The 16,364-nt window shown below is 61.8% G+C and carries 14 protein-coding genes; 11 read left to right on the top strand and 3 right to left on the bottom strand.

All coding sequences use genetic code 11. The features are described 5' to 3' along the window. The first annotated feature begins 53 nt into the window (after window positions 1-53). The 8 genes from mreC to SSARUM2_RS21620 all read left to right on the top strand — a co-directional run bounded on the left by mreC (window position 54) and on the right by SSARUM2_RS21620 (window position 10,756). Complete coding sequence (gene mreC / locus SSARUM2_RS21655) at window positions 54-1,079, top strand: rod shape-determining protein MreC (protein ID WP_033636173.1); 1,026 nt, start codon at window positions 54-56, stop codon at window positions 1,077-1,079. Continuing rightward, the gene (gene mreD, locus SSARUM2_RS21650; protein WP_004936918.1) at window positions 1,076-1,564 is read left to right on the top strand and encodes a rod shape-determining protein MreD; all 489 of its coding nucleotides are present in this window, start codon (window positions 1,076-1,078) and stop codon (window positions 1,562-1,564) included. Before mreC ends, mreD begins: the two co-directional genes overlap by 4 nt. Before the next feature lie 10 nt (window positions 1,565-1,574). Next, complete coding sequence (locus tag SSARUM2_RS21645) at window positions 1,575-2,159, top strand: Maf family protein (RefSeq protein WP_060422806.1); 585 nt, start codon at window positions 1,575-1,577, stop codon at window positions 2,157-2,159. Window positions 2,160-2,197: 38 nt separating this feature from the next. After that, window positions 2,198-3,667 (top strand): ribonuclease G, encoded by a 1,470-nt coding sequence (rng, locus tag SSARUM2_RS21640; RefSeq protein WP_016930237.1) that lies wholly within the window; start codon window positions 2,198-2,200, stop codon window positions 3,665-3,667. 87 nt (window positions 3,668-3,754) lie between these two features. Next, complete coding sequence (gene yhdP / locus SSARUM2_RS21635) at window positions 3,755-7,558, top strand: AsmA2 domain-containing protein YhdP (RefSeq protein WP_060453147.1); 3,804 nt, start codon at window positions 3,755-3,757, stop codon at window positions 7,556-7,558. Further along, the gene (gene nit1 / locus SSARUM2_RS21630) at window positions 7,555-8,415 is read left to right on the top strand and encodes a deaminated glutathione amidase (RefSeq protein WP_033636170.1); all 861 of its coding nucleotides are present in this window, start codon (window positions 7,555-7,557) and stop codon (window positions 8,413-8,415) included. Before yhdP ends, nit1 begins: the two co-directional genes overlap by 4 nt. Window positions 8,416-8,422: 7 nt before the next feature. Next, complete coding sequence (tldD, locus tag SSARUM2_RS21625; protein ID WP_041036853.1) at window positions 8,423-9,868, top strand: metalloprotease TldD; 1,446 nt, start codon at window positions 8,423-8,425, stop codon at window positions 9,866-9,868. A gap of 123 nt (window positions 9,869-9,991) precedes the next feature. Further along, the gene (locus SSARUM2_RS21620; RefSeq protein ID WP_049196166.1) at window positions 9,992-10,756 is read left to right on the top strand and encodes a CDP-diacylglycerol diphosphatase; all 765 of its coding nucleotides are present in this window, start codon (window positions 9,992-9,994) and stop codon (window positions 10,754-10,756) included. A gap of 45 nt (window positions 10,757-10,801) precedes the next feature. Here the strand turns inward: SSARUM2_RS21620 and SSARUM2_RS21615 are convergent, their stop codons facing one another. Further along, the gene (locus SSARUM2_RS21615; protein WP_060453146.1) at window positions 10,802-12,484 is read right to left on the bottom strand and encodes a Wzy polymerase domain-containing protein; all 1,683 of its coding nucleotides are present in this window, start codon (window positions 12,482-12,484) and stop codon (window positions 10,802-10,804) included. Between the two features lie 692 nt (window positions 12,485-13,176). After that, on the bottom strand, window positions 13,177-14,118 hold the full coding sequence (locus SSARUM2_RS21610; protein ID WP_033636166.1) for a nucleoside hydrolase: 942 nt from the start codon (window positions 14,116-14,118) through the stop codon (window positions 13,177-13,179). Between the two features lie 207 nt (window positions 14,119-14,325). Here SSARUM2_RS21610 and SSARUM2_RS21605 point away from each other — a divergent pair, with 207 nt between their 5' ends. Then, entirely contained in the window at window positions 14,326-14,601 is a 276-nt protein-coding gene (locus tag SSARUM2_RS21605) for a zinc ribbon domain-containing protein (RefSeq protein WP_033636165.1), read from the top strand. Then, window positions 14,598-14,942, top strand: coding sequence for a hypothetical protein (locus tag SSARUM2_RS21600; protein ID WP_033648980.1), 345 nt, complete (start codon window positions 14,598-14,600; stop codon window positions 14,940-14,942). Before SSARUM2_RS21605 ends, SSARUM2_RS21600 begins: the two co-directional genes overlap by 4 nt. Here the strand turns inward: SSARUM2_RS21600 and aaeR are convergent. Further along, complete coding sequence (aaeR, locus tag SSARUM2_RS21595; RefSeq protein ID WP_033636163.1) at window positions 14,933-15,844, bottom strand: HTH-type transcriptional activator AaeR; 912 nt, start codon at window positions 15,842-15,844, stop codon at window positions 14,933-14,935. The genes SSARUM2_RS21600 and aaeR overlap by 10 nt on opposite strands. 314 nt (window positions 15,845-16,158) lie before the next feature. On the opposite strand from aaeR, the gene aaeX reads away from it, so the two are divergent. Further along, a complete protein-coding gene (aaeX, locus tag SSARUM2_RS21590) occupies window positions 16,159-16,362 on the top strand; it encodes a p-hydroxybenzoic acid efflux pump operon protein AaeX (protein ID WP_004936952.1) in 204 nt (67 codons plus the stop codon). The last annotated feature ends 2 nt before the right edge of the window (window positions 16,363-16,364 follow it).

The raw sequence follows: 16,364 nt of genomic DNA, 5'->3' as shown, positions 1-16,364 counted from the left end.
AGCGAGAATCGGGTACGGTTCCTCTTTCTGTTGTCGAGGAACTCGCATAATTTATGAAGCCGATTTTTAGCAGGGGGCCTTCCCTGCAACTGCGACTTTTTTTGGCGGTGATTGCGGCCATTGGCCTGATCGTTGCCGACAGCCGGCTCGGCACGTTCGTGAAGATACGCAACTACATGGACACCGCAGTCAGCCCTTTCTATTTTCTGGCCAACGGGCCGCGTAAAGTTTTGGACAGCGTGTCAGAAACGCTGGCCACCCGCCAACAGCTGGAGCTGGAAAACCGCGCTCTGCGGCAGGAACTGCTGCTGAAAAACAGCGATATTCTTCTTCTTGGCCAATTTAAGCAGGAAAATGCCCGCTTGCGCGAGCTGCTGGGTTCTCCGCTGCGCCAGGACGAACACAAGATGGTCACCCAAGTGATCTCCACCGGCTCCGATCCTTACAGCGATCAGGTGGTGATCGACAAAGGGTCGGACAACGGCGTCTATGAAGGCCAGCCGGTGATCAGCGACAAGGGCGTGGTCGGCCAGGTGGTGGCGGTGGCGAAAGTCACCAGCCGCGTGCTGCTGATCTGCGACGCCTCGCACGCGCTGCCGATCCAGGTGCTGCGCAACGATATTCGGGTGATCGCCGCGGGCAGCGGCTGCGCCGACGATCTGCAGCTGGAGCACCTGCCGAACAACACCGATATCCGCGTTGGCGACGTGCTGGTCACCTCCGGCCTCGGCGGCCGCTTCCCGGAAGGCTATCCGGTGGCGGTGGTTTCCTCGGTCAAGGTCGATAACCAGCGCGCTTACACCGTGATTCAGGCGCGGCCGACCGCCGGTCTGCAGCGCTTGCGCTACCTGCTGCTGCTGTGGGGCGCCGATCGCAACGGCGACATGCCGCTGCCGCCGGACGAAGTGCACCGCGTGGCCAATGAACGCCTGATGCAGATGATGCCGCAGGTGCTGCCGCCTGCCGGCTCCGTCGGGCCGCAGCTGCCGGCTCCGGCCACCGGGGTGGCGCCGCAAACCGCGGCTCCGGCCTCTGTCCAGCCCCAAGCTCAGCCTGCCGCGGCGGGAGTGGTGCCATGAACAGCTACCGCAGCCACGGGCGCTGGATAATCTGGCTGTCGTTCCTGGTGGCGTTGGTGCTGCAAATCATGCCGTGGCCGGAGCAGATCTACATGTTCCGGCCTTCCTGGCTGGTGTTGATCCTGATCTACTGGGTGATGGCCTTGCCGCACCGGGTCAACGTCGGCACCGGCTTCGTGCTGGGGCTGATCATGGATCTGATCCTCGGCTCCACGCTGGGCGTGCGCGCGCTGGCGCTGGGCATCATCGCCTATCTGGTGGCGTTCAAATTCCAACTGTTCCGCAATATGGCGCTGTGGCAACAGGCGCTGATCGTCGTGCTGCTGTCGCTGTCGATGGACGTGGTGGTGTTCTGGGCTGAGTTTTTAGTGATCAACGTCTCTTTCCGCCCAGAGGTGTTCTGGAGTAGTGTGGTAAACGGCATTTTGTGGCCGTGGTTATTCCTGTTGATGCGCAAAATCCGCCGTCAGTTCGCCGTACAGTAAGGGTATCTCAATGACTTCGCTTTATCTGGCCTCCGGCTCCCCACGTCGACGTGAACTGCTGACCCTGCTCGGCGTGTCGTTCGACATTTTGCTGACGCATACCGAAGAGCAGCGCCGGGAAGGCGAAGCCGCCGAAGCCTATGTGCGCCGCCTGGCGCAGGACAAGGCCAAAGCCGGCGTAGCGCTGGCGCAGGAAGATCGGCCGGTGCTGGGCGCCGACACCATCGTGGTGCTCAACGGCCGGGTGCTGGAGAAGCCGCGCGACGAAGCCCATGCGGCGGACATGCTGGCGGCGCTGTCCGGCAAGCAGCATCAGGTGATGACGGCGGTGGCGATCGCCGATCGCGACGACGTGCGCTGCCAGCTGGTGGTGACCGACGTGACGTTCCGCAGCCTGTCACAACAGGATATCCGCGACTATATTGCTACGGGCGAACCGATGGATAAGGCGGGCGCCTATGGAATTCAAGGAAAGGGTGGTTGTTTCGTCAGAACGATAACCGGGAGTTATCACGCGGTGGTTGGTCTGCCGCTGGTCGAAACACATGAGCTGCTCAGTAATTTTGTCGCATTACGTGATGTAAGAACCGGTTGATGGGCGCTGCCATTATCGACCGGCTCTGAGGAGAAGGCATGACAGCTGAGCTACTGGTTAATATCACACCGTCTGAAACGCGGGTCGCCTATATCGATGGCGGCATTCTGCAAGAGATCCATATCGAACGCGAATCCAAACGCGGCATCGTCGGCAATATCTATAAAGGGCGTGTCAGCCGCGTCCTGCCGGGGATGCAGGCGGCGTTCGTCGACATCGGCCTGGACAAGGCCGCCTTCCTGCACGCCTCCGACATCATGCCGCATACCGAATGCGTCGCCGGCGACGAGCGGAAAAACTTCCACGTGCGCGACATCGCCGAGCTGGTGCGCCAGGGGCAAGACCTGATGGTGCAGGTGGTGAAAGATCCGCTCGGCACCAAGGGCGCGCGCCTGACCACCGACATCACGCTGCCTTCGCGCTATCTGGTCTTCATGCCGGGCGCGGCGCACGTCGGCGTTTCGCAGCGCATTGAAAGCGAAGCCGAGCGCGAGCGCCTGAAAGCCATCGTTGCGCCGCACTGCGATGAGCTGGGCGGTTTTATCATCCGCACCGCGGCGGAAGGCATCGGCGAGGAAGAGCTGGCGCAGGACGCCGCGTTCCTCAAACGGCTGTGGACCAAGGTGATGGAGCGCAAGAAGCGCAACCAGACCAAATACAAGCTGTACGGCGAGCTGGCGCTGGCGCAGCGCATCCTGCGCGATTTTGCCGGCGCGGCGTTGGATCGCATCCGCGTCGATTCGCGGCTGACGCACGATCTGCTGGTGGAGTTTACCGGCGAGTACATTCCGGACATCACCAACAAGCTCGAGCTCTATACCGGCAGCCAGCCGATTTTCGATCTGTACGATGTGGAAAATGAGATCCAGCGCGCGCTGGAGCGCAAGGTGGAGCTGAAGTCCGGCGGCTATCTGATCATCGATCAGACCGAGGCGATGACCACCGTTGACATCAACACCGGCGCCTTCGTCGGCCACCGCAACCTCGACGAAACCATCTTCAATACCAACATCGAGGCGACGCAGGCCATCGCGCGCCAGCTGCGGCTGCGTAACCTGGGCGGCATCATCATCATCGACTTTATCGATATGAACAACGAAGAGCATCGCCGCCGGGTGCTGCACTCGCTGGAGCAGGCGTTGAGTAAAGATCGGGTAAAAACCACGATCAACGGCTTCTCTCAGCTAGGCTTAGTTGAAATGACGCGTAAACGCACGCGTGAAAGCATTGAACATGTGCTCTGTCACGATTGTCCTACTTGCAATGGGCGCGGCACCGTGAAAACGGTGGAAACCGTGTGCTACGAGATCTTGCGCGAGATTGTGCGCGTGCACCATGCTTACGATTCCGATCGCTTCCTGGTGTACGCCTCCGCGGCGGTCGGCGAAGCGTTGAAGAGCGAAGAGTCGCATGCGCTGGCCGAAGTGGAGATCTTCGTCGGCAAACAGGTGAAGGTGCAGATCGAACCGTTGTACAGCCAGGAGCAGTTCGACGTCGTCATGATGTAGCCCGTCCGACATCGTAAGGGCCCGGCATGCCGGGCCCGTCAGTGCATAGATATTCCCGTTGCCAGGCAGCGGAGCAAGGAGAACTGCGTGAGGCGACTGCCTGGGATTCTGTTAGCAACAGGCGCCACCCTAATCGTGATTGTGGCGCTGCTGATCAGCGGGCTGCGCCTGATGCTGCCGAAGCTGAACGACTACCGTCCCCAACTGCTGGCGCAGGTGGAGAAGCTGTCCGGCGTGCCCGTGCAGATGGATTTCCTGCAGGGCAGCTGGGAAACGTTCGGCCCACAGCTTGAAATGCGCAACCTGAGCGCCACGCTGCCCAAAAGCGATGTGCATATCGAACGCGTGACGCTGGCGCTGGACGTGTGGCAATCGCTGCTGCACTGGCGCTGGCAGTTCCGCGATCTGACCTTCTATCAATTCCGCCTCGATCTGAACGCCACGCTGGGCGGCGACCGGCAGGGCGAAGGCCTTGAGCCGGGCAAAATCGGCGATCTGATGCTGCGTCAGCTCGACCATTTCGATCTGCGCGACAGCCGTATCTCGTTCCTGACGCCCGCCGGCGCGCGCGCCGAATTCGACATTCCCCAACTGACCTGGCTCAACGGCCGCGAGCGCCACCGCGCCGAGGGGCAGATCAGCCTGTCGACGCTGAACGGCCAGCACGGCGTGGTGCAGCTGCGCATGGACCTGCGCGATAATCAGGGCCTGCTGGACACCGGCACGGTCTACCTGCAGGCCGATAACATCGACATGAAGCCCTGGTTTACCCGCTGGCTGCGCGCCAACACCGGGCTGGAAAGCGCCGACTTCAGCCTGGCGGCCTGGCTGCAGGTGCAGAACGGCGAGATTGCCGGCGGCCATGCGTTGCTCAAGCAGGGGGCGGCCAACTGGGATACCGGCGCCGCGCAGCACCGGCTGGACGTGGACAATCTGGCGTTGTCGCTGCGCCGCCAGGGCACCGGTTGGCAGCTCGACGTGCCGCAGCTGCGGTTGAGCACCGACGGCCAGGCCTGGCCGCAGGGCGCGCTATCCGCGCTGTGGCTGCCGGAAAACACCGAATTCATGGGGCCGGCGCAGAATGAAGAGCTGCGGGTACGCGCGACTAACCTTCAGCTGGAGCGCCTGTCGGCGCTGCTGCCGACCTTCTCGTTCCTCAGCCCGGACGTGCTCGATCGCTGGAACGATCTGCAGCCGCAGGGGAAGATGGAGGCCTTGGCACTGGACATCCCGCTGAAGCAGCCGGAAAAGAGCCGTTTCCAGGCGCTGTGGCGCGATGTTAGCTGGCAGCGTTGGGAGCTGCTGCCCGGCGTCAACCACTTCTCCGGCGCGTTGAGCGGCGGGGTGGAGAACGGCCGCCTGACGCTGGGGCTGGCAGGCAGCACCTTGCCTTACGGCGATATGTTCCGTGCGCCGCTTGAAATCAGCAGCGCGCGCGGCGCGCTGACCTGGCGTTACAACGATCAAGGCTGGGAGCTGGCGAGTCAGGGGCTGGACGTCAAGGCGAAGTCGCTGTGGGTCAACGGCGATTTCCGTTATCAGCAGCCGGCCAAGGGCGATCCGTGGCTGAACATCCTGGCGGGCATCCGCCTGTATGACGGCGCCGAGGCCTGGCGCTATTTCCCGGAACCGCTGATGGGCAAGCATCTGGTGGACTACCTGAGCGGCGCCATTCAGGGCGGCCGGGTGGATAACGCCACGCTGATTTATTCCGGCGATCCGCAGCACTTCCCGTACCGTAAGAACGAAGGGCAGTTCGAAGTCTTCGTGCCGCTGCGCCACGCCACCTTCCAGTTCCAACCGGGCTGGCCGGCGCTGACCGATTTGGCGATCGACCTCGACTTCGCCAACGAGGGATTGTGGATGCATGCGCCGCAAACCCGGCTGGGCAAGGTGGCGGGCAAAAATATCAGCGCGGTGATCCCGGATTACCTGAAAGAGCGGCTGCTGATCGACGCCGAAGTCGCGGGTGCGGGCAGCGATGTGCACGACTACTTCATGCAGACGCCGCTGCACGATTCGCTGGGGGCGGCGCTGGATCAGCTGCAGATTGGCGGTGATGTCAGTGGGCGCTTACATCTCGATATTCCCTTGGACGGCGAGCAGGTCAGAGCCACCGGTGAAGTGGCGCTGAACAACAATTCGTTGCTGATCAAGCCGCTGGACAGCGAACTGCAAAAGCTCAGCGGCAAGTTCCGCTTCGACAACGGCAACCTGCAGAGCGACCCCCTGTCGGCCAACTGGTTCGGGCAGCCGGTGGCGGTCAACTTCACCACCCAGGAAGGCGAGCGTGACTACAAGGTCAACGTCGGCCTGAAGGGCGACTGGCAGCCGGGCAAGTTCCCCGGCCTGCCGAAAGAGGCCGCCGATGCGCTCAGCGGCAGCGCGCCCTGGCAGAGTCAGGTGGCCATCACGCTGCCGCATCAGGGCTCGGCCAGCTACGATATCGGCCTTGACGCAGACCTAAGGAAAGTGAGCAGTCACTTACCTTCGCCGCTGGACAAGGCGCCGGGCGAAGCCTTGCCGGTGAGCGTCAAGGTCAAAGGCGGTCTTAACGGCTTCATGTTGACCGGCAGTGCGGGCAAGCAGAACCGCTTCAACAGCGAATGGAACTTCGACAAAAAACAGGTGAATCTGGCGCGCGCCGCCTGGCAAACCAACGGTGGCGGCACGCCGCCGCTGCCGGCCGGCAAGTCGATGACGCTGAACCTGCCGGCGCTGGACGGCGAGCAATGGCTGGCGCTGCTGGCGCCGGCGCTGAAACAGGGCGGCGGCAGCGGTCAGGTGGGCGGTTTCAGCTTCCCCACCACCGTGGCGCTGACCACGCCGCAGCTGCTGTTGGGCGGCCAGGCCTGGCATAAGCTGACGCTGTCGGCCGAAAAACAGCTGGGCGCCACCGTGGTGAGCGCCAAGAGCGATGAAGTGGACGGCAGCCTGCGGGTGGCCGATCGCGGGCCGTGGCGCGCCGATATCAACTACCTGTACTACAACCCGCAGTTCGCCGAGACGAAAAGCGCGGCGGGTTCGCCGCCACCGCCGCCGGAGAAAGTCAGCTTCCGCGACTGGCCTTCGCTGATGTTGCGCTGCAAGTCGTGCTGGGTGCTGGGGCAGAACCTCGGCAAGGTCGAGGCGGATCTGAGTAATCGGGGCGATACCCTGACGCTGGATCACGGCCTGGTCGATACCGGCAAAGGGCGCATGAGCGCCACCGGCCTGTGGAAGCAGAACGCGCAGGAAGAGCGCAGCTCGCTGAAAGGCAAGCTGCTCGGCGGCAAGATCGATGAAACCGCCGCCTTCTTCGGCATCACCATCCCGCTGAAAGGCGCGCCTTACGACGTGGACTTCGATTTGTACTGGCGCGGCGCGCCGTGGCAGCCGCAGGTCAATACGCTGAGCGGCGCGCTGCAGGTCAAAATGGGCAAGGGCGAGATCGACAGCATGGGCGGCGGCCGCGCCGGCCAGCTGCTGCGACTGGTCAGCTTCGACGCCTTGCTGCGCAAGCTGCAGTTCGATTTCAGCGATACCTTCGGCAAAGGCTTCTACTTTGATTCCATCCGCAGCACCGCCTGGCTGAAAGATGGCATAATGCATACTGATAATCTATTGATCGACGGCCTGGCGGCGGATATCGCCATGAGTGGCCAGATCGATCTGGCGCGCCGCCGCATCGATATGGAAGCGGTGGTGGCGCCGGCGATTTCGGCGACGGTCGGCGTGGCCACTGCGTTTGTCGTTAACCCGATCGTCGGCGCGGCGGTGTTCGCCGCCTCGCAGGTGCTGGGGCCGCTGTGGAGCAAGATTTCGCTGATTCGTTACCATATCAGCGGCGATCTCGATCAGCCGAAGATCAATGAGGTACTTCGTAAGGCAAAGGAGGATAAGGCGTCATGAGGAATGCTAACGTTGCGTTGTTGCAGTTGTGCAGTGGCGATCAGGTGCGCGATAACCTGGCCCAGATTGAACAGCAGATCAAGCAGCTCAATGCCGGGGTAAAACTGGTCATGACGCCGGAGAACGCGCTGCTGTTCGCCAACTCCGCAGCCTATCGCCAACAGGCGGAAAAACAGGGCGATGGCCCGCTGCAGAACGCGGTGCGCGAACTGGCGCGCCGCTATGGCGTGTGGTTGTTGGTGGGCTCGATGCCCTTGATCAGCCGCGAAAACCCGGAGCTTATCACCACCAGCAGCCTGTTGTTCGACGATCAGGGCGAGATCCGCGCCCGCTACGACAAGCTGCACATGTTCGATGTGGATATCAACGACGCGCACGCCCACTACCGCGAGTCGGATACCTACCAGCACGGGCAGCATTTGACGGTGGTGGATACGCCGGTCGGGCGTTTGGGCATGACCATATGCTACGATCTGCGCTTCCCCGCGCTGTTCCAGGCGCTGCGGGCGCAGGGCGCTGAACTGATTTCGGTGCCGGCGGCCTTTACCCGGGTCACCGGCGAGGCGCATTGGGAAATCCTGCTGCGCGCCCGGGCGATCGAAAACCAGTGCATGATCCTGGCGCCGGCGCAGGTGGGGCGCCACGGGCCGACCCGCCGCACTTGGGGCCACACGCTGGCTGTCGACGGCTGGGGCAAGGTGCTGGCCGAGAACCCGGACGCCGTGGCGGCGCTGAAGGTGCGCGTGGACACCACAAGCCTGCAGCCCCTGCGGCAACAGATGCCGGTGCTGCAGCACAACCGATTCCAGACGTCGCTGACGGCGCCGTCTGACACGTTATCCTCCAATCAAGAGTGAAACCATTATGAGCCTGACGTTTGTCAGTGAGCAGTTACTCGCTACCAACAAGCTGAGTCATCAAGACCTGTACTCGGTACTGGGTCAACTGGCAGAACGCCGTATCGACTACGCCGATCTCTATTTCCAGTCCAGCTATCACGAAGCCTGGGTGATCGAGGACGGCATCATCAAGGATGGCTCTTACAATATCGACCAGGGCGTCGGCGTGCGCGCCGTCAGCGGCGAGAAAACCGGTTTCGCCTATGCCGATCAGATCACCCTGAATGCGCTGCAGCAGAGCGCCCAGGCGGCGCGCAGCATCGTGCGCGAGCAGGGCGACGGGCGGGCGCACACTCTGGGCGAAATCGGTTACCGGGCGCTGTACCCGCTGCTCGATCCGCTGCAAAGCCTGCCGCGCGAAGAGAAAATCGCCCTGTTGCACCGCGTCGATAAAGTGGCGCGTGCCGCCGATGCGCGGGTGCAGGAAGTGAACGCCAGCATCACCGGCGTTTATGAGCAGGTGTTGGTGGCCGCCACCGACGGCACGCTGGCGGCGGACGTTCGCCCGCTGGTGCGGCTCTCCGTCAGCGTGCTGGTGGAGCAGGACGGCAAGCGTGAGCGCGGCTCCAGCGGCGGCGGCGGCCGTTTCGGTTACGACTATTTCCTGGAAATAGTCGACGGCGACGTGCGCGCCGATGCCTATGCCAAAGAAGCGGTGCGCATGGCGCTGGTCAATCTCGGCGCGGTGGCGGCGCCGGCCGGCAATATGCCGGTAGTGTTGGGAGCCGGCTGGCCTGGGGTGCTGCTGCACGAGGCGGTGGGGCACGGCCTGGAAGGCGATTTCAACCGGCGCGGCACCTCGGTGTTCAGCGGCCATATGGGCGAGCTGGTGGCTTCCGAGCTGTGCACCGTGGTGGATGACGGCACCCTGCAAGGGCGCCGCGGCTCGCTGGCGATCGATGACGAAGGCGTGCCGGGCCAGTACAACGTGCTGATCGAAAACGGCGTGCTGAAAGGCTACATGCAGGACAAACTCAACGCGCGGTTGATGGGCGTCGCGCCGACCGGCAACGGCCGCCGCGAGTCCTACGCGCATCTGCCGATGCCGCGCATGACCAATACCTACATGCTGGCGGGCCAATCGACGCCGGAAGAGATCATCGCCAGCGTCGAGTATGGCCTGTACGCGCCGAACTTTGGCGGCGGCCAGGTGGACATCACCTCCGGCAAGTTCGTGTTCTCCACCACCGAAGCCTACCTGATCGAGAAGGGCCGCATCACCAAACCGGTGAAAGGGGCGACGCTGATCGGCTCCGGCATCGAGGCGATGCAGCAGATCTCGATGGTCGGCAACGATCTGGCGCTCGATAAAGGCGTGGGCGTGTGCGGCAAGGAAGGCCAGAGCGTGCCGGTGGGCGTCGGCCAACCGACGCTGAAACTGGATACGCTGACCGTCGGCGGCACGGCGTAATCTTTCCTCAAGGGGCCACGCGCTGGCTCCTTTATCCATTCCCCATGTTGCGGCCCTTGCAGGCGCGCCTGCGCCCAGTGATGGAATGAAATTGACGTGGCGAAAAAACGGAACAATACGAGGATGGCGCGTTGGGCTTTCTCCGCCCGGCGTTGGCTGCTGTTGCTGGGCGTTCTGTCCCTGACGGGCTGCGCCCGTTCCGATGCGCTGTGGGGCGTGGTCGATAAGCTCTGCATGGCCAACTATCAGCAAAAGCGCGATCCGGCCCCGTGTGAGCAGATTTATATGCCGCAGGGGAAAGCGCAGGGTTTCAGCGTGCTGCAAAACCCGCGTTATCCCTATCATTTCATTCTGGTGCCGACGGCGCCGCTTTCCGGCATTGAAAGCCCGCTGCTGCTGGCCGGAGAACGAACGGACTATTTTGGCTATGCATGGCTGATGCGTTACCGGCTGGCCGCCGAGTATGGCGGGCCGGTGCCGGACGACAGGCTGGGCATGGCGATCAACTCCGCTTACGGCCGCAGCCAGAACCAATTGCACATTCACCTGACCTGTCTGCGCGAGGATGTGCGGCGCCAGCTGCAGGCGGAACGCCCCTACATACAGGAACAATGGCGCCCCTTGCCGGATAAGCTGCTGCGCCACACCTACTATGCCCGCCGCGTGATGCAGCCGACCGCGATGGGCATCTACCCGATTAGGGATCTTGCGGATTATTTTCATCTGTCGCCGCCGCAGCTGGCGGAGTATGGCGTGGCCGTCGTCCCGACCACGTTTGCCGGCCAACGGGGTTTTATCTTGCTGGCCTCGAAGCGCGGCTGGGACGTCGGCAACCGCGCCTCGGTAGAATCGCTGCTGGATAAAACGTGCGCGATTTTGCCGCGTTAATCTTAAGACGGCAGGTGAGAGCGACGCGCTCTCACCTTATTCTTCCTACCTAAACCGCGCATCCCGCGCAAACAGGAAAGCGGCTTCCCGCTGGCGGGCGTCTGCTTCCGCCTGAGCGCCCTGATAACGCAAAATCATGATCAGCGTGGCATAGACGTTGGCGTCGATGCGGCGCTGCAGATAGGCATTGGCCCACTGCCGATAGCCGGTCAGCAGGGCATCATCGCTCGTTTGGTTATAGACCAGCAGCGCGTGAGATTGCTCGTCGAAGGTTTTGCGCTCCCGGTAGATCCAGGCGGCCGGCGGCGGCATCTGCTCGATGCTGTCGATGGAGGCCAGCATGGTGCGTTCCGATTGGGTGAGCGCCATGCGCCCTTGCCAGGCGAAGATCGCCATCACCAACACGCCGATGGCCGCCATCGCCACCGGCAGGCTCAGGGCTTTGGCGAACGGCAGTGGGCGGGGCTCGCCGGTTTGGCCGTCCAGCAGCGCCAGCAGCAGCAGAAACGCCAGCCAATGCGGCGCAGACAGATAGAAAGGGTATTCCAGCTGGGTGTGCACCAGCATTGGCAGCAGCACCAGAAACAGCCCGACGCGCGCACCGCCCGGCTGTGCGCGATCCCGTTGCCAGGCGCGTTTCAGCAGCAGCGCGCCGGCGACGAGGACGATAACGATCCCCGCCAGCGCCGGCAGGCCGCCCTCAACCCACCACAGCAGGATTTCATTGTGCGGATGCCCGGCGACTTCCAGCACTTCTCGCCAGGGCATTTCCTGCAGACGGAAGTGCGCGAAGCTGTATTCAAAGCCGCCGTAGCCCCAGCCCAGCAGCGGTTTGGCCAGGATCATGGCGCCGACGTCATGCAGCATGGTTAGGCGCGCGCTGTTGGAAAGCTCCCGCCCGATCAGACCGGCGCGGCTATCTAGGCCAAGACCGGTGAACAGCACCGTGAGACCGGCCGCCACGCCCAACAGCAGCGCGCCGCCGGCCCAGCGGCTTGCGCCTGGGCGCTGACGGGCAAAACGCCACAGCAGCAGCGCCGCCGCCAGGGCGCCGCCCAGCCAGGCGGCGCGCGACTGGATCAGCACCAGCAGGGCGGAGAAAGCGGCCAGCAGGGCGAGCAGCGGGAGCTGCCGCCGCCGCGTCGGCGTGGAGAGGGGGGCAAGCAGTAGCCAGAGCGCCAAAGCCAGCCCGGTGGCGATAAAGCTGCCCAGCACGTTCGGTTGCTGAAAGACGCCGTAGACCCGGCGGCCATTGGGGGCCACCCAGGCCAGCGCGGGGGCGAACAGCTGCAGCGCCGCCAGCAATGCCTGAACGCTTACGGCGAACAGCAGGCCGTACAGCAACAGATCGCGTTGCCGGGTGGTGAGGCGCAGCTGCAGGCAGGCGACATAGAACAGCCAGCCACCGAGCAAACCGGCGCAGCGCCACAGGGCGTCTTCGCGCCACTCGGCGCGGGTATACAGCAGCGGCAGCGCCAATACGGCGATGCCGAGCAGCAACAGGCGTGCTGTGGGGGTCAGCGAAAGACGGGTACGGCCAAGGCAAACGGTGAAGGTCACGATCAGCGTGGTCAGCGCCATGGCGCTCCAGGCCAGAATGTTTTGCGGCAGCGCCAGGCCGCCGCCGCCCATGTTGGGGTGATAGAACGGCAGGATCGCCGCCATCCAGATCAGCAGCAGGGGCAGCACGGCGATAGCCGGTGCGTTAATGGCGGTTTTATCGGTCATGGTGAACCTGCCATGTTTCGATATCGATCATTGAATGCATATTATTAGGATTCCCTATCCTTATCCTGGTGTTTAAATTCGCTGAAGCTTCAATACCTAAAATTTTTTATGGAAATTGAAAAGACTTCCTGTTGAAGCGATAAATAAGTTTTTCCCCTGTGAGCGCGGGGACGGTTTATATAAAAAGGGGTAAGCCGTATTTCAGTTGCCTGCAAAGGGTGTTTTATTTGTTTGAAAAAACAGGGTTGTCATTTTCTCAAATTCACCTTGCTCCAGTCAATTTTTAATCTTTTATTTTATTTTTGTATTTAAATCAAAATATTGAGATTTTTTTGTACGTAGTAAAACGCCGTGTGTGCGACAACGAACGCTTGGGCCGACAGGCGATGTAGCCAATGAGATAAGCATTTTCTTGTTAAATCGTTGTTGCCAATGACGGCACGGCGATCGTGGTTTTATTTATCGCTGTTTTTTATTTTTATTTTATATTTTCTTTATTTAACCTGTATTTACTTTCATTAAGATTCTTCTTGTTTTTTATAGGTTGTTTTTAAATTTTATTTAACTCCATTTTATTAAGATTGTTCTGTTACTGTGGAAATAAAGGGGTGATGATCCCCCTATCCCTGTTGCCGTGCCGCAAGACGGATTAACGCGCCTGTAAAAGCGCGTTAATCCACGCTTCACAGACCTCACTCCACTTCGCCAATCCGTTCCAGCGCATCCACCACCAGATCCCAGAATTTATCCTGATCCAGTTTGACCGCCACCTGAGTGTGGCAGTCCGGCGGCGGCGGCGCGCGGAAATCCGCGACCGTCATGCCCAACGTTAGGGTGCCGGTGAGTTCGATATCCACCGGCGCTTTGCGCACCGTCATCACGCTCGGATCGATCACGTAGGCGACGGCGCAAGGATCGTGTACCGGCGGGGCGCTGAAGCCCTGCGCCTGTTGGTACATACGGCCAAAGAATGCCAGCAGTTCGCCGACGAAGGCGGCCGGCCGGGTGCCGAGGGCGGCGATACGCGCGCAGACTGCCGGCGTGGCCAAAGCCTGGTGGGTAAGATCCAGCCCGACCATGGTCAGCGGCCATTTTTCGTTAAACACGATGTGCGCCGCCTCGGGATCGATTTTGATATTGAACTCCGCCACCGCGCTCCAGTTGCCCACATGGTAGCCGCCGCCCATCAGCACCACTTCCTTGACCCGCTCGGCAATGCGCGGCTCTTTGCGCACCGCCATGGCGATATTGGTCAGGCCGCCGGTCGGCACCAGCGTTACGCTGCCGGGCGGGTGGGCCATCACCGTATCGATGATCAGATCCACCGCGTGGCGCGAGTCCAACTGCAGGTGAGGTTCCGGCAGCACCGGGCCATCGAGGCCGGAATCGCCGTGGATATCGGGCGCCACTTCGATATTGCGCACCAGCGGGCGCGGGCAGCCGGCGGCGAAGGGCACGCCGGTGATATTGGCGATGCGCGCCACCGCCAGCGCGTTGCGCGTCACTTTGTCCAGCGTCTGATTACCCACCACGGTGGTGACCGCCAGCAGGTCGATCTGCGGATTGCCCCAGGCCAGCAGCAGGGCGATGGCGTCGTCATGCCCCGGGTCACAGTCCAGTATGATTTTTTTCATGGTTATTCCTGATGCAGGGAGAGGTTCCCGCAGCATAACGCAGCGTGGCGGCGTGGGATAATGCCGATGGTGCTTTTGTTAGCGGCATCAAAGCCTTGCCACTTTTACGATGTAATGAAACGTAAAGCCTGCTCGCCGGGCTTTACCCTAGAGGTTACTCCAGGGTTTACAGTGAGGGTCAGCGTCAATGCACAGAGGAGAGGCGGGATGAGCTTACTGAAAAGGTTGTTGGGGCAAGGCGGTATTAACCGCGGTCATCAGCGCGCGGGCCACGGCGGCGGGCATCATGGCAACCGCTATAACCAGCATGGCGAGCCGGGGCCGCAGTGTCCGGAATGCCAGGCGGTGAATAAATCGGGCGCGCGTTATTGCCACCGCTGCGGTCAGCCGTTTGCCGCGCTGAGCGCCACCTGCGGCCAGTGCGCCGCGCCGCTGCCGTCGGGCAGCCGCTTTTGCCCGCAGTGCGGCGGCGGTGTGCCGTGAACCGGGGCGGTTGGACGCTAGCGCTGCTGCTGGGCGCCATGGCGCTATGGACGCTGCTGGCCTGGGGCGTAGCCGGCGTGCTGGCCTGGCTCCCGGCGTTGGCGGAAGCGGCCGGCGGCGCATCGCTGCCGGTGAACGGCGCGCTGAGCCTGGTGCCGCAGGCGGTGCTGGACGCCTGGCTGCCGTGGCTGAAACAGCTGGGTAGCGGGCTGGCGAGCTATTTTCCTCTGCTGCTGAACTGGGCCGGCTACGCCGTCTGGCTGCTGTGGGGCCTCGGCATGCTGGCGTTGATGCTGCTGGGCGCGCTGGCGCACCGCTATTTGAGCGCCGCTCAACGATAGCCCTGATAGACCGCCGCCACGCGTTCGAAATAGTCGGTTAGGTAGTTGATGCACACCTGTACCTTCAGCGGCAGTTTGTCCTTCTCGGTATAGAGCGCGTAGATCGGCCGCGGATCCGAATGGTAGCTTTTGAACAGGATCTCGATCTCGCCGCGCTTGATCTCTTCGATCACCCACATCAGCGGGGCGTAGGCGATGCCGGCGCCGTTTTTCAGCCAACGGATCATGGTGGAGGAGTCGTTGGTGACGAAGCGCCCCTGCGGAGAAATGCGCGTGGTGATGCCCTCCGGCGACATCAGTTCAAATTCGCTGTCGGGCCGCACGCTGTACTCGAGCCAGGAAAAGTTGACCATGTCGCTCGGCTTCTGCGGCGTGCCGTGCTGGCTGAGGTAGCTTTTGGCGGCGCACACCACCATCGGCATCTGCCCCAGGCGGCGGGAGAACAGGCTGGAGTCCTGCAGCTCACCGGTGCGGATCACCAGATCCAGCCCGTCGGTGATCAGATCCGGCGCCGGAATGCCGGTCACCAGGTTGACCGTCAGGCCAGGGTACTCTTTCATCATCTCGGCGGTCATGTTCGCCAGCACGTTTTGCGCCATGGTGGATGAGCTGCCGATGCGCAGCGTGCCGGCGGGGGTATTGTTAAACGCATACAGCTGCTCATGCACTTCGCTGACTTCCTGCAGCATGCGTCGGCAGCCCTGATAGTAGATTTTGCCGGCCTCGGTCAGGCCGATGCTGCGCGTGCTGCGGTTCAACAGCTTGACCTGCAGCTCATTTTCCAGTTTCGAGACGGTTTGGCTGATCGATGAAACGCTCATGCCGAGTTGGCGCGCGGCCGCGGTAAACGACCCGAACTCAACCACTTTGGCGAATACCGACATCCGTTTTAATCTTTCCATTATTCACTCTGGCTTAAAAGTGATTTAGATCACAGATTGTTGATGCCTTGATAGTAAGCAGGCTAATATAACGTGGTCGGGTGAATAGACCTTACCAACGTGCGAGAGCGATCGGCAACGCAATCCTGCCGCTCCTCCGGCACCCTCGCAATCCCTGTCGTGGATGTCTGCCCCAAAGTTTAACCTTTTTTCGGGTTCGTGACCTGGACAAGCTGCCTGGTCAAGATTTGTGGCGCGCGCACGCTAAAATGTAAAGAGAATGTGAATGGCGAGACCTGTCTTTCCCCGGCGCAGTGAACAATAAGGAAAAAGTGATGAGTTTGCTTCCGGTTATGGTCATCTTCGGACTGTCGTTTCCGCCGGTGTTTTTCGAGCTGCTGGTGTCGCTGGCGCTGTTTTTCCTCTTGCGCCGCCTGCTGCAGCCGACGGGGATTTACGATTTTGTCTGGCATCCGGCGCTTTTTAACACCGCGCTGTATTGCTGCTTGTTTTATCTGATTTCATGTCTTTTTGTTTGAGG

This window comes from Serratia sp. K-E0102 (assembly GCF_029962625.1).
In the GTDB taxonomy this organism is placed as follows: domain Bacteria; phylum Pseudomonadota; class Gammaproteobacteria; order Enterobacterales; family Enterobacteriaceae; genus Serratia; species Serratia sarumanii.
This window is presented reverse-complemented; position numbering and strand designations above follow the sequence as displayed.

Coding starts and splice junctions, on each gene's coding strand:
- mreC (WP_033636173.1), top strand. CDS start 54: ATGAAGCCGATTTTTAGCAGGGGGCCTTCCCTGCAACTGCGACTTTTT.
- mreD (WP_004936918.1), top strand. CDS start 1,076: ATGAACAGCTACCGCAGCCACGGGCGCTGGATAATCTGGCTGTCGTTC.
- SSARUM2_RS21645 (WP_060422806.1), top strand. CDS start 1,575: ATGACTTCGCTTTATCTGGCCTCCGGCTCCCCACGTCGACGTGAACTG.
- rng (WP_016930237.1), top strand. CDS start 2,198: ATGACAGCTGAGCTACTGGTTAATATCACACCGTCTGAAACGCGGGTC.
- nit1 (WP_033636170.1), top strand. CDS start 7,555: ATGAGGAATGCTAACGTTGCGTTGTTGCAGTTGTGCAGTGGCGATCAG.
- tldD (WP_041036853.1), top strand. CDS start 8,423: ATGAGCCTGACGTTTGTCAGTGAGCAGTTACTCGCTACCAACAAGCTG.
- SSARUM2_RS21620 (WP_049196166.1), top strand. CDS start 9,992: ATGGCGCGTTGGGCTTTCTCCGCCCGGCGTTGGCTGCTGTTGCTGGGC.
- SSARUM2_RS21615 (WP_060453146.1), bottom strand. CDS start 12,484: ATGACCGATAAAACCGCCATTAACGCACCGGCTATCGCCGTGCTGCCC.
- SSARUM2_RS21610 (WP_033636166.1), bottom strand. CDS start 14,118: ATGAAAAAAATCATACTGGACTGTGACCCGGGGCATGACGACGCCATC.
- SSARUM2_RS21605 (WP_033636165.1), top strand. CDS start 14,326: ATGAGCTTACTGAAAAGGTTGTTGGGGCAAGGCGGTATTAACCGCGGT.
- aaeR (WP_033636163.1), bottom strand. CDS start 15,844: ATGGAAAGATTAAAACGGATGTCGGTATTCGCCAAAGTGGTTGAGTTC.
- aaeX (WP_004936952.1), top strand. CDS start 16,159: ATGAGTTTGCTTCCGGTTATGGTCATCTTCGGACTGTCGTTTCCGCCG.